This is a genomic window from Deltaproteobacteria bacterium, assembly GCA_029210625.1.
Classification (GTDB): Bacteria; Myxococcota; Myxococcia; order SLRQ01; family SLRQ01; genus JARGFU01.
This window is the reverse complement of record JARGFU010000007.1, coordinates 13,220-26,046: the sequence shown is the minus strand read 5'-3', so window position 1 is coordinate 26,046 and position 12,827 is coordinate 13,220. Positions and strand designations below refer to the sequence as shown.

Sequence of the window (12,827 nt, the reverse complement as noted above, 5' to 3'; positions counted from 1 at the left end):
TACAGTCCGGATGCCCGAGGCCGTGAAGACCGAGACGACGCCCGAGACGACCGAGACCGCCCCGCCGGCCACCCCCGAGGTGGAGGTGGAGGCCCAGCCCGAGGCCCTCGCCGGTGCTCCCGCCGAGGCCGAGGCTGTTGCTGCGGCGGAGGGGGACGCGGAGGTCATGGCTGAGGCTGAGGCGGAAGCTGAGGCTGAGGCTGGGGCTACCGCTGACGCGGAGGCGGTCGGCGAGACCGAGGTCGGGGTGGAGAGCGGTACGGGGACGGTCGAGAGCACCGGGACGCCGGCGGCGGAGGGTGCCCTGCCCTTCGATCCCTCGGTCGCCCTGGGCTGGGGGCTGTCCCTGCTCGTGGTGATCTTCTTCGTCTACGCCCTGCGCCGCGCCCGGGCCCGCCGCCGGGCGGAGATCTACGGCGCCGAGGACGCACCCGCGCCGGCCCTCGAGCCCGCCGTGGAGCAGGTGCCGGCCACCGCCGCCGAGCCGGCCGCGGCCGAAGCAGCGCCCGAGCCCGACGCCGAGCTCTCCGCCAAGGAGCAGCGCCGCCAGGCCTTCCTCGAGGAGCAGGCCCGCGCCCGCGAGGAGGCAGAGGCCCGGCGCCAGGCCGAGGAGGAGGAGGAGGCCGCCGAGGCGGCGCGCCAGCAGGCCGAGGAGGAGGCGCGGATCGCCGAGGAGGAGGCCCGCCGGGCCGCGCTCCTCGCCCCGAGCGGCTCCCTCACCGAGAGCCTGGCCCGCACCCGCGGCGGCTTCCTCTCGAAGCTCGGCCGGGTGCTGGGCAAGAGCATCGACGACGAGGCCCTGGAGGAGCTCGAGGAGATCCTCTTCGCCGCCGACATCGGCGTGCACACGGCCACCGAGCTGGTCGAGCAGGTGCGCGAGGCGGCGGGCAAGGGCCTGAAGGGCGAGGCCGATCTGAAGGGCGCCCTGCGCGAGCGGATCACCGCCCTGCTCGAGAACGAGGAGAACGGGGGCCTCTCGCTCGAGGTCGGCGCCGAGGGCGGGCCCTTCGTGATCATGGTGGTGGGCGTGAACGGCGTGGGCAAGACTACGACCATCGGCAAGCTCGCCGGCCGCCTCGCGGCCGAGGGCAAGAAGGTCGTGCTGGCCGCCGGCGACACCTTCCGGGCCGCCGCGGTCGAGCAGCTCGAGGTCTGGGGCGGGCGCGTGGGCGCCGAGGTCGTGAAGGGCAGCGACAACGCCGATCCCGCCTCGGTGATCTTCGACGCGATCGAGCACGCGAAGGCCGTGGAGGCCGACGTGATCATCGCGGACACCGCCGGCCGCCTGCACACCAAGATCCCGCTGATGGAGGAGCTGCAGAAGATCCACCGGGTGATGGGCAAGGCCCGCGCCGGGGCGCCCGACGAGGTGCTCCTGGTGGTCGACGCCACCACCGGCCAGAACGCCCTGCAGCAGACCCGCCTCTTCAAGGAGGCGGTCTCGCTGACCGGCATCGCCCTGACGAAGCTCGACGGCACCGCCAAGGGCGGAGTGGTCATCGGCATCGCCGCCGAGACCGCGCTGCCGATCCGCTACATCGGCACCGGCGAGCAGGTCGGCGACCTGCGCCCCTTCGAGACGGCCTCCTTCGTCGAGGCCCTCTTCGCCGAGGACCTGGAGTGACCCTCCACGATCGGATCCCTGGAATCCGCTCCGCGGGGGTCGGCTCCACTGACACCATCATCGCCGTGGTAGAATGGCGGCTATGAGCCGAGATCGAGCAGTGGTGATGAGCAGGGTGCTCCGCAACGGAGAGAAGGACGACGGGCGCTTCGATCTCGAATTCTGGGCGAAGGTGGGCCCGGAAGGAATCTGGGCTGCGGCCCACGAGCTCGTGGACGAGGTGCACATCTGGCGAGGCGAAGATGCCGGCGAACGAAGACTTCAGAGATCTGTTTGTCGCCTTGTCCGACGCCGGGGCTGAGTTCCTGGTCGTCGGGGCGCACGCGGTGATGCTCCACACCCTGCCTCGCTACACCAAGGAACTGGATGTCTGGGTCCGGCCGGATCCCGAGAACGCGACGCGGGTCATCGCTGCTCTCACCCGCTTCGGTGCGCCCCTCGCCGACTTGAGGGAGGATGACCTCTCGGTGTCAGGGACGATCTACCAGATCGGGGTAGAGCCGAACCGGATCGACATCATCACGGCGATCGATGGGGTGGAGTTCGACGAGGCGTGGCCCGACCGCATCGAGTCGACCTATGCGGGGGCTCCGATCCAGCTTCTGGGGTTGGAAGCCCTCATCAGAAACAAGCGGGCCTCGGGGCGGAAGCAGGACCTCGTCGATCTCGAACGGCTCGAGGCGAGACAGAAACTCGACGAGGCGTAGGCGCAGGGATCAATCGCCCTCTTGGCGAAGTGTTTCTGACGGAAGGCGCATCCTCAGACGGCGCCGGTGAGTCGTTCGAGGCTCCGGTCTAGCCCAAAGTGGGGGCCTCGGGTCCTCGCCACGGGCCAGAAGATGGAGAACCGAGCAGGGGTGAGGGCATCCCCCTCAAAGCCGCAGGCAGGCCTCCACGGCCAGCCAGAAGACCTGGTCCCGGATCGTGCTGCGATCCTGCCAACTGCGGTGATCCCATTCGATTCCGCTGACATCATCACCCGCGTACAGCAACTGCGCGAGCTCCACACTCCGGAACCGAGCCACAGCGAAGAGCGCGGCGGCAGAAAGTAGCCTAGGGGTTCCCGCCGAGGGCCTGTAGTAAGCTGGCGGAGGGGATGGACCGACCACTCTTTCCGACCTTTCTGCGGCGGCAGATTCCGGTCATCATCGCGCTCTCTCTGGGCCCGGGGCTCGGCTACATCGTTCTCAGCTGGCGGCACGGCATCCAGCTCCCGGCGCTGATCTGGTACGCGAGCCTGGTCCTCCTCTCGGCCTTCGGCTGGTACCTCTACCGGGACCTCGAGCTCGAGACGATGAGCAAGCGGCGCTTCGAGCGCTGGTACCGGCAGCTCTCGGTCTTCTACTACGTGCTGATCCTCCTCTGGACGGGCATCTTCCTGATCTACGTGGGGAACACGGAGCAGAACCTCCACTTCATCGCGGTCTTCACCGAGATCGGCACCATCACGGTCACCTCGGCCCTGCTCTATCCCGACCGCCGCCTCTACCGTCCGCTCATCGTGCTGGCCTCCGCCCCTCTGGTCCTCTACCTGGCCAGCATCGGCGAGTGGTACAGCCACGTCCTGACAGCCTTCGCGCTCGTCCTGGCCGGGGTGCTCATCTACGCCGCCGACGGCGCCAACGCCCTGCTGCTGCGGACCCACCATCAGGCCTCCCACGACGCGCTCACCGGCCTGCGAAACCGCCAGTTCTTCCTCGAGCACCTGCAGCAGCTGGTCAACGGCCTGCGCGAGGACGGCACCTACTCCTGCTTGCTGCTGATCGACCTGGACCACTTCAAGGTGGTCAACGACTCCCTCGGGCACGACGTGGGGGATCGCCTGCTCCAGGAGGTCTCCCGCCGCATCCAGGAGGTCCTGCCGGAGGGCTACGTGCTCGCCCGGCTGGGGGGTGACGAGTTCATCGCCGTCGCCGGCCCCTCGCCCGATCTCGAGATCTGCAGCGAGACCACCCGGGCGCTGGCGGCGAAGCTCCTCGAGACCATCAAGCAGACCTACGTGATCGAGGGTCACCACCTCTTCCTCTCCGCCAGCATCGGGCTCTCTCCGATCCTGCCCGGGGACGAGGTCGCCGGACTGCTGATCAAGCAGGCGGACATCGCCATGTACGAGGTGAAGGCCACCGGCAGGGACGGGGTCTTCGTCTTCAACCAGGAGATGTCCCATCGAGTGGAGAGGCACCTGGAGATCGAGCGCCTGCTCCACTTCGCCCTCGAGCGCGAGGAGATCTCCCTGCACTACCAGCCCCAGGTCGACGCCGAGGGCCTGGTGGTCGGCGCCGAGGGCCTGGTGCGGTGGAACAGCAAAGAGTGCGGCCCGGTCTCGCCCGGAGAGTTCATCCCCATCGCCGAGTACACCGGCTACATCATCGAGCTCGGTGACCACATCCTCGAGACGATCCTCACCGACTACCGCAGCTGGCACGAGGCGGGGCTGGCCCCCGAGCAGATCTCGGTGAACCTCAGCATCCGGCAGCTCCTGGACCAGGGCTTCGTCACCCGGGTCAGGCAGCTCACCGAGCGCCTCCTGGGTGAGGCCCTCCGGGGGCACCTGATCTTCGAGATCACCGAGTCGGTCGTCGCCGAGGATCTGGATCGGGTGGTCGAGCTGATGAACGAGCTGCGCACCCTCGGGATCCGCTTCTCGATGGACGACTTCGGCACCGGCTACTCCTCGCTGAGCTACATCAAGCGCCTCCCTCTCGACGAGCTGAAGATCGACCGGGCCTTCATCATGGAGCTCGACACCGACGCCGGGGACCAGGCGATGCTCGACACCATGTTCAAGATGGCGCGGATCTTCGACCTCAAGGTGGTCGCCGAGGGGGTGGAGACCGAGGCGCAGAGCGCACAGCTGCGGGCCCACGACTGCGACATCTACCAGGGCTACCTCTTCGCCCGGCCCATGCCACGACCCGAGTTCGAGGCCTTCTGTCGCAAGCACCTCCGGCGGCCTCCCCGACCGGAGGGCACCGAGGCCGCCGCGAAGTGAGCGGTTGACGGCGCCCGCTCCGGTCTCTCACTGTCTCCTCGTGCGCTGCCTCCACCTCATCCTGCTCCTCGGCGTCGTGGCGAGCTGCTCTGCCGCGGACCCGGAGGCCGATCCGGACGGCGGCGCAGCGCTCGACGCCGGTCCGCCCCTCTCGGCCGTGGACTACTGCGAGACGATCGCCCCGGCCTTCTGCGACTTCTACCTGCGCTGCGGCCGGATGAACGTCGACACCCTCGAGGCCTGCCTGAGCGCCTTCGGGGAGAGCTGCCACGCGGGCTTCGAGACGGCCTACGTCGAGCTGGAGGCGGCGGGCCTCCTGGCCTTCGACGCGAGCGCCCTCGCCGCCTGCCAGGCCCACCTCGAGGCGGTGGCCTGCGCCGACCAGCTCTACGAGCTCACCGGCCCCTGCGCGGGCCTCTGGCAGGGCCTCCAGCCCGCCGGGGGCGAGTGTGGCCTCGACGCCGAGTACTTCGTCTGCGCCCCGGGCACGGACTGCGTCCTGGGCCTCGACTTCTGCGGCACCTGCCTCCCCCTCGCCGGGATCGACGCTGCCTGCGAGGCGGGCCAGAGCACCTGCGGCGCCGAGGCCTTCTGCCGCGATGGCCGGTGCGTGGCGCGGGTCCCCAACGGGGAGGCCTGCGGCGTCGACGATCGCTGCCTGCTCGGCTCGACCTGCGCCGGCGGCACCTGCGCTCCGCCGGCCTTCACGACCCTCGGCGCCCCCTGCGACCGGGACGACCGCTGCCCCTACCTGAGCGCCTGCGTCGGTGGACGCTGCGTGGAGGAGGCCCTCCAGGGCGCCACCTGCTCCCCCGATCGCCCCTGCGCCAGCGGCTTCTGCAGCGTGAGCGTCTGCGTGGCCCCCCGGGCGGCCGGCGCCGCCTGCAGCGCCCACGACCAGTGCCTCTCCGGCCTCTGCGTCGACGGCGCCTGCCAGGCGCGGCCGAGCGCCTGCATCGGCGGCTAGGTGGAAGCGTCCTCGCCGGGGCAGGGATCCTGGATCAGGGCGAGACGCCCTGCAGGGCGCGGAGCATCTCCTCCATCATCTGCTGGAGGGCCGCGTCGTCGATGGGGCCCATCCCGAAGGGGGCCATCGGCATCCCCTGGGGGAGCATGCCGAAGTTCCCCAGCGCGCCGAGGTCGGCCACGCCCAGGTCCTCGTCGCCGTGAGCCTCGTCGAGGTGGCGCGCGAAGAGGGGCCGGACCTCCGGCGCCCGCTTCTCGCCCACGGCCTTCACCAGCGCCGCCTCCAGGGAGGCCCGATCCCGCACCCCTCCCCTGCCCTCGGCGAGCCAGCGGCGCACGGCCAGGCGCACGGGCTTCGGCCCGAAGGCGGCCTCGGCCTTCGGCAGGAGGAGCGAGCCCTTGCCGGCGCAGAGCCCCACCCACCCGCCGAGGCCCAGGGCCTCGAAGGGCCGGTCGGCCGCGTCATCCTGCGCGCCGAACATCCGCCAGGCGCGGTAGAGCTGCGCGAGCACCGAGTCGGAGAGGGCCTCGGCCGAGGCGGCGCCGTGGCGGCGGGCGGCGTGGCGCAGCAGGCCGTAGCTCGCCACCAGCTCCTCGAGCACCGGCTGGGCGGGCCCGGGGGTCGCCACCTGCTCCCCGATCCACTGATGGGCGAGCTGGTGGACCAGGGTCAGCTCCTGCAGGTCGGCGCCGCCGCCGCTCTCCTGCAGGGAGGCCAGCGCCCCGATGTCGCCGTCCCCCTCGAAGACGGTCGAGACCAGCACCAGCCCTCCCCCGCGCAGGCCGTCCACGGCCCCCGAGAGGGGCACGGTCGCGATCTCCAGGGTGGCGCGGGGATAGGGCCCCCACTCGGCCTCGAGGGAGGCGAGGGCCGCGCGGGTCCAGCCCAGGAGGCGGCGCGCGCTCTCCTCGCTCTCGGCGCTCACCCGCAGGGTGAGGCCCTTCTGCTTCGCCTCGACGGCCGGCCGCTCCTCGGGGAGCGCGACCAGCGAGAAGCGGCGCAGCTCCCCGGCGGCGAAGGCGAAGCGGAGGCGGTCCTCGCCCTCGGGGATCCGCCCGACCTGGAGCCCGCTCGCCCGCAGGGTGTGGCCGCGCGGCACCTCGACGCTCACCAGGTGGCAGGCCGGCGGCGAGGGCAGCGGCGCGCCCCAGGGCGTCGGCGCGAGGCGCGGCCCGGCCCCGCGCGCGAGGAGCACGGGGTAGGCCTCCCGCAGGGTCATCCCCAGCCGGTGCGCGGCCAGGGACCCCAGCTCGAAGTCGATGGGGCCCGGCTGCAGGGCGAGGAAGGCGTCGTTCAGCCCGGGGGGTCCCAGGGAGGGGAAGGTGGCCTGGAGCTCCAGGGCGACCGTCCGGGGACCCTCGCCGGCCGGCCCCTCGAAGATCAGCAGGCCCTGCTGGACCTTCGGAGCGACCGGCGCGAGCTGGCCGGCCCCCACCGCCATCCGCGGGGCACTCCACTCGAAGGGCGAGGCCGAGGTGCCGCCCTCCACCGGCAGGACCAGGACGATGGGGCCCTCCCAGCTCGCCGGGACGGTCACCCGCAGCCGGCCGGTGAGGAGCCCCTTCTCGGGATCCAGAGAGAGCTCGGCCTCGTAGAGGGGCGCGGCCGCCAGGGCCTCTCGCGCCGCCTTCGAGGGCTGGCGCAGCGAGGTCTCCACCAGCGGCGCGGCCGCCGCGCAGGGGCCCGCCGCCGGGACCTCCGGGACCACCGGGGGCTTCGACCCGGGCTGCGGCGCCGCCGGCCCGGCCCCCATCAGGGCGAGCGCCAGGAGGCCCGCACCCAGCCCGGAGGCGAGCCTCGAAGGAAGGAGACGCATCGCCAGAGTCTACTGGAAACCAGCGCACCTTGACGCCCCCCCGGCCCCCGGAGGGAGACTGTCGCCATGCGCCTCACCGGAATGCTCCTCGCCCTCGCGTTGCTGCCCCTCGCGGGCTGCCCCGCCCGTACGATCCCCACGATCCCGGCCACGCCGCCCGGGGGCTTCCCGATCTTGAGCGCGGTCCCGACCACCGCCACCGAGACCCTGATGAAGATCGAGAAGCGGGAGGACATCGAGATCCGCCCGACCAACTTCGAGATGGTGCCGGCGGTCGTGGCGAAGGGCGAGTCCCCGGTCTTCGTGCTGGGCCCGAGGAGCCGCGCGAGCTTCGCCGGCGACGAGGCCGGCACCGCGCCCTGGAAGGTCGACAACGTGATCCTGGTCGAGGTCCTCGACGAGGCCGGCAAGATCATCGACACCTTCGTGACCGGCTTCCTCACCGGGCGCATGTACCAGGGCAACGAGATGCTCGAGAACCTCGGCGAGTGGAGCCCGAACTTCGAGGCCCGCACGCCCGATCTCTCCCTGCGCCTGCCGCGCGAGCAGCGGCTCAAGCTGCAGGTCACCGCGCTCGACAACGGCAACGCCGGCTCGGTCACCGACCTCTTCCTGATCATCGAGGAGGTCGAGGAGGCGAAGGACGAGCTGCGCGACGAGTTCTGGGAGGGCAAGGAGCGGTAGGCGCACGTCGCGGCCCGTCGCGGCGCTGCTTCGGCCGAGGGGGAGCACCCGTCCGGGGGACGCTCCCCTCCGGCGGGTCGCCTGCTGACGCGGACGCTCTGACGCGATGACCCGCCTCCGGCTCGCTCGAGGTCGGGTCCGGCTTCGATCCGTGCTGGTTCGCTCCGCGAAGCCGGCCCCTCCACGCCCCCGGACGGGTGCTCTCCCTCGACCGGCGCGCCGCTCTCGAGCCACCGCGCGCCGACCGCGCTCTTGGCCGGTGCTGACCGGGATCTCGAGGGGTGAACGAGCTCGCAGCTCGCAGCTCGAAGCTCACAGCCAGCTAGCGGCCGCAGGCCGAGAGGCCGAGGTGCCCGTCGACGCCCGAGACGGGCGTGCAGTCGAGCACGGGCCACGGCGGCGCGCTGGCGGCGCCGGCGGCGATGGCGCCGGTGGCGAGCACGCCCACGGCGGTCCAGAACCACCACTGCTTCAGGAGGGGCCGGCGCGGGCCGGGGGCCACGGCGGGGCCCACGTCGATCGGCCCGGGCAGCGGGCTCACGGCCGCCAGGGGCGCCTCGCCCGGGCCGGAGGCGGGCTCCCCGGTAGCCGTCGCCGGGGTCGGGGCCGGCGTCGGCGTCGGAGTCGGCGCGTCGAGCTCGACGATGGCGAAGGGATCGACCTCCCCCCCCAGCTCCACCGCGTCGATGGCGGCGAGATCCACGACGGCCACATCACCGGGCGCCGTCGCTTCGAGCATCGCCCGGAACTGGTAGGTCTTGCCGGCCTGCACCTCGAGCTTCTTCTCCCAGAGCGCGTGGCCCTCCAGGGCCACCACCACGGTCTGCTCCCCGGGGACCAGCTCGGCGTTCTTCAGCGGGGTCTTCCCCAGCACCTCGCCGCCGATCCGCACCTCGGCCCCCTCGGGATCCGAGCGCACGTTGAGCACCCCGGCGAAGGCCAGGAGCATGACGTCCTGCTCGGTGCGCTTGCCGGCCCGCACGACGACCGTCTCCTCGACCTCCATGAAGCCCGGCTTGCTCACCTTCAGCTTGTGCCGGCCCGCCCGCAGGCGCAGGGGCTTCGCCAGGGGCAGGTGCCCCACGAGCTTGCCGTCGAGCTCGACCCGCGCTCCGGGGGTGATGGAGGTGACCATCAGGGTCCCGGTGGCGGGCCCGGCGGCGGAGGCCGGGGCCGCGAGGGCGACCGCCAGCAGGAGCCCCAGGGCGGTCGACAGGGGCCGCGAGAGGAGTCGCCACATGGTGCCGTCGAGTATACTCCCGTCGTGCGTCGCGTTGGCCACCTCCTGGCGCTCCTCGCGCTCCTCCTCCTCTCCCCGGCCCCCGCGGCGGCAGAGGAGACCGGCGCGGCCCCCGCCGACGCCCTGACGCCTCCGGTGATCAGCGCCGAGCAGGTGCCCGGCTGGGGCGATCAAGAGGAGCAGGTCGATCTCGGGCGCGTGGTCGACGACGGCGCCCCGCTCCCGCTGGCGGGGATCGGCGCCAGCCTGGCCACCCGGACCCGCCTGGAGACCGGCCTGGCGGTGGGCGCCCGGGTGCCGACCTTCGCCGAGGCCCAGCTGCGTGGCCTGGTGCGCAGCCCCAAGGGGGTCGTCTTCGGCGTGGCGGTCCCCATCCTCCTGACCCCCTCCCTCCCGGAGAGCCCGGTGGACACCGGCAACATCGCGGTGGAGGCGCACTGGTCGCTCGCCAACCCCTCCGCCCGCACCTCGCAGTTCTGGCTCGGCTCCCTGCGCTTCATCTTCCCGGCTGGGACCCGCAACAGTCTCTTCATGATGGTCCCCGGGCGGGATCGCAGCTCCGGCGGCCTGGAGGCGGCGGCCACCTACCGCCGGCAGGAAGGGGCCTGGGCCTTCCACGTCGAGGGCGGGGGCGGCCTCTACGTGGACAACCTGATGGCGCTGCGGATGGGCTTCTCGGGCACCGCCGCCTACCGGCCGCTCCCCTTCCTCGACCTCTTCGCCCAGGCCGATCCCTGGCTGATCTGGATCCCGCGTCCGGTGACCGATCCCGGCGGCGCCGCCCGGGCCACCTTCCAGCTCGCCGGCGCCCTCGGCGTCTCCCTGAACCTGGGCCGCTTCGGCATCCGGCTGGCCTACCAGCGGGTGGTACCCCACGCGAACGACCACCACCTCTGGATGGTCCTGGATCTCCTCCTGGACGTCGCCGAGCCCTCGCCCGGCCAGCGGGAGGACTAGAAGGTCAGCAGGGTCCAGCCGGCGGAGGCGCGGGAGGCGATCAGGGTCGGCGCCCCGGCGGCGATCACCTCGGGCAGGGCGTCGAAGGTGTCGATCACGCCCCGCTCGGAGGCCGCCCGGGTACAGGCCTTGAGCACCACCCCGGCCTCCTGCGCCGATCGCAGCGGCGCCGCCTCCTCGGCCCCGGCGGCCAGGCGGGCGAGCCAGTCGACCCCGGCACCGGAGAGGAGGAGCTCGACCTTCTCGGCCATCCCCGAGGCCAGGAGGGCGTGGGCGGTGGCGATCGCCTCCCGGGCGCGGCCCGTCTCGGTCTCGGGGCCGGCGAGGAGGACGAGGAGGAAGGAGGGCATGGGCCGGATAGACCACCCCGGGCGGCCTCCAGGCAAGGTCCCCGGGCGGCGCCTTGAGGCATCGGCGCCGGAGTCGATAGAATGGTCGGAATTCGGGCGTGAGAGGGAGATCCGCTGTTCGGGCGGATCCGTCTGCCTTCCGACCGGCCCAAGAGAGGGAAAGGGACCGTAACCGTGACGCGATTCGCAACGCTCTGGATCCTGTTGATTCCGATCCTCGTCGGCCTCACCGGCTGCTCGAACTGCCGGGGGGAGGGCCTCGTCGACGCGGGGATCGGCGACAGCTGCACGACCAACGATCAGTGCATGGAGCGCTTCGGCGCCCGCTACCTCTGCCTCGACGGCACCTGCTGCCCCGGCGCCCGCTTCTGCGAGGACGAGGGCGAGGCCGAGTGCTGCCCGGGCCAGACCTGCAGCCGCAACGGCGTCTGCGTGGATCGCTACGATGCCTGCTCCGAGGACGTCGACTGCACCGTCGCCGGCCAGAAGTGCCTCGATCACACCACCGGGGGCCTCGGACCGGCGGCGTGCAACAACGAGCCGGTGGTCTCCCAGGTCTGCACCTTCGAGCTCTGCACCGACGGCGCCTGCGCCGATGGCCTCACCTGCTTCGCCGGCTTCTGCGTGGGCGAGAACCCCTGCGGTGGTGCCTGCTCCTTCGGTCAGGTCTGCAGCGTCTCCAACAACCGCTGCCAGGCCGCGCCGCTGGACAACAGCAGCTGCGCCCAGACCTGCGACGCCGGCTACCTGCTGGCCTTCGACGATCACACCAACATCGACGACGCCTGCACCGTCGCGGATCTCACCTGCGACTGCCTCGCCCTGCCGCCCCTCTCGGCCCGGGACGTGGGAAGGCACTCGGCCCTCGGCCTCCTCTCCGACGGCAGCGCCCTGGTCTCCGCCTACGAGGGCGATCACGGCGACCTCGTGGTCGTGGCCTTCGGCGCCGACGGCACCCGGGGTGAGACCACCTGGATCGACGGCCTGCCCGCCGGCGGCACCCCCACCGCCGATCCCAACGGCCCGCGCGGCGGCATCGCCGACCCCGGCCCCGAGGTGGGCCGCTACACCGACATCGCGGTGGCCTCCGGCGACGTCGTGCACGTCAGCTACTACGACGTCGAGAACAGCGCCCTGCGCTACGCCCGCCGCTCGGCCGGCGCCTGGACCTTCCACACCGTCGACGAGGCGGGCGACGTGGGCCGCTACAGCGCCATCGCCGTGGACGGCTCGGGCATCCCGGTGATCGCCTACTTCCAGAAGGAGAGCGACTCCGATCCGCTGGCGACCGCCCTGAAGGTCGCCCGGGCCAAGAGCGCCACCCCCGGCGCCGCCGCCGACTGGGACTTCGTGACGGTCGAGGCGGGCAACGCCCCGCCGCCGCCCTGCCCCGCCGGCTGCGCCACCGGTGAGTTCTGCGCCGACCTCGGCGCGGGCCCGGCCTGCCAGACCGAGCGCGCCGACTGCGCTCCGGCCTGCGCGAGCGGCGAGGTCTGCGTCGACGACGGCGGCGCCGCGGCCTGCTCCGAGGAGCTCTCGGCGAGCGCCCTCGACGACCTGCCGGTCGGCGTCGGCCTGATGCCCGCCCTCTGGGTGACCAGCGCCGGCAGCGTGACCGTGGCCTACCACGACCGCATCCGGGGCACGCTGGATCTGGCGGTGGGCGTCAATCCCTCGACCGCCAGCGCGGGCACCGGCAGCACGGTGGCCGGCGGCGGTGGCGAGGTCGTCGGCCTCTTCCCCGCCATCGCCCTCGACGGCGCCGGCGAGTACGTGATCATCCACCGGGACGACAGCACGAACCGCGTCCTCTGGAACACCGTCACCGCGGCGGGCGCCGCGGTCGACAACGGCGTCGTGGACGACGGCCTGCGGGATCCGAGCGCGAACGGCGTCTCCCTGGTCGGCTCCGACAACGCCCTGGTGCTCAACGGCGGCCAGTGGCTGGTCGCCTACCACGACGGCACCGGCGGCAACCTGGTCCTCGCCTCCCGCGCCACCGACGGCACCTGGACGCGGCGCGACCTCGTCACCGACGGCTCGGCCGGCTTCTGGGCGGACATCGCCCTGGCCGGCGGCCAGCTGCGGGTGAGCCACGCGACCCTCCGGGGCGCCCGGATCGGCCCGCTCTTCACCGACCTCGGGGTGGTCCTCACCACGCCCTGAAGGTAGCTCCACCCTGCCCCGCCCCCGGCCC

The 12,827-nt window shown here is 72.5% G+C and carries 11 protein-coding genes; 7 read left to right on the top strand and 4 right to left on the bottom strand.

Going from position 1 to position 12,827, the window contains the following annotated elements:
- Positions 1-10 precede the first annotated feature (10 nt).
- Both ftsY and P1V51_08055 read left to right on the top strand, forming a co-directional pair.
- Complete coding sequence (gene ftsY, locus P1V51_08060) at positions 11-1,624, top strand: signal recognition particle-docking protein FtsY (GenBank protein ID MDF1562984.1); 1,614 nt, start codon at positions 11-13, stop codon at positions 1,622-1,624.
- A gap of 242 nt (positions 1,625-1,866) precedes the next feature.
- Positions 1,867-2,331, top strand: a complete 465-nt coding sequence (locus P1V51_08055; GenBank protein MDF1562983.1) for a hypothetical protein — start codon at positions 1,867-1,869, stop codon at positions 2,329-2,331.
- Between the two features lie 165 nt (positions 2,332-2,496).
- Here P1V51_08055 and P1V51_08050 read toward each other — a convergent pair whose 3' ends face one another.
- Positions 2,497-2,631, bottom strand: a complete 135-nt coding sequence (locus tag P1V51_08050; GenBank protein MDF1562982.1) for a hypothetical protein — start codon at positions 2,629-2,631, stop codon at positions 2,497-2,499.
- An 89-nt stretch (positions 2,632-2,720) separates the two neighbouring features.
- Between P1V51_08050 and P1V51_08045 the strand changes: the two genes are divergently transcribed.
- The gene (locus tag P1V51_08045) at positions 2,721-4,616 is read left to right on the top strand and encodes an EAL domain-containing protein (protein MDF1562981.1); all 1,896 of its coding nucleotides are present in this window, start codon (positions 2,721-2,723) and stop codon (positions 4,614-4,616) included.
- A gap of 4 nt (positions 4,617-4,620) precedes the next feature.
- On the top strand, positions 4,621-5,583 hold the full coding sequence (locus P1V51_08040; protein MDF1562980.1) for a hypothetical protein: 963 nt from the start codon (positions 4,621-4,623) through the stop codon (positions 5,581-5,583).
- Positions 5,584-5,617: 34 nt separating this feature from the next.
- Here the strand turns inward: P1V51_08040 and P1V51_08035 are convergent, their stop codons facing one another.
- Positions 5,618-7,399 (bottom strand): hypothetical protein, encoded by a 1,782-nt coding sequence (locus P1V51_08035; protein MDF1562979.1) that lies wholly within the window; start codon positions 7,397-7,399, stop codon positions 5,618-5,620.
- Between the two features lie 66 nt (positions 7,400-7,465).
- Here P1V51_08035 and P1V51_08030 point away from each other — a divergent pair, with 66 nt between their 5' ends.
- Positions 7,466-8,083, top strand: a complete 618-nt coding sequence (locus P1V51_08030) for a hypothetical protein (GenBank protein MDF1562978.1) — start codon at positions 7,466-7,468, stop codon at positions 8,081-8,083.
- A gap of 322 nt (positions 8,084-8,405) precedes the next feature.
- Here P1V51_08030 and P1V51_08025 read toward each other — a convergent pair whose 3' ends face one another.
- Positions 8,406-9,365: a PEGA domain-containing protein gene (locus tag P1V51_08025; GenBank protein ID MDF1562977.1), complete on the bottom strand. Its 960-nt coding sequence runs from the start codon at positions 9,363-9,365 to the stop codon at positions 8,406-8,408.
- On the opposite strand from P1V51_08025, the gene P1V51_08020 reads away from it, so the two are divergent.
- Positions 9,348-10,280, top strand: a complete 933-nt coding sequence (locus P1V51_08020) for a hypothetical protein (protein MDF1562976.1) — start codon at positions 9,348-9,350, stop codon at positions 10,278-10,280. The two genes, P1V51_08025 and P1V51_08020, sit on opposite strands and share 18 nt — an antisense overlap.
- Here P1V51_08020 and P1V51_08015 read toward each other — a convergent pair.
- A complete protein-coding gene (locus P1V51_08015) occupies positions 10,277-10,630 on the bottom strand; it encodes a DsrE family protein (protein ID MDF1562975.1) in 354 nt (117 codons plus the stop codon). The genes P1V51_08020 and P1V51_08015 overlap by 4 nt on opposite strands.
- A 174-nt stretch (positions 10,631-10,804) precedes the next feature.
- Here P1V51_08015 and P1V51_08010 point away from each other — a divergent pair, with 174 nt between their 5' ends.
- On the top strand, positions 10,805-12,796 hold the full coding sequence (locus tag P1V51_08010) for a hypothetical protein (GenBank protein ID MDF1562974.1): 1,992 nt from the start codon (positions 10,805-10,807) through the stop codon (positions 12,794-12,796).
- Positions 12,797-12,827: the final 31 nt, after the last annotated feature.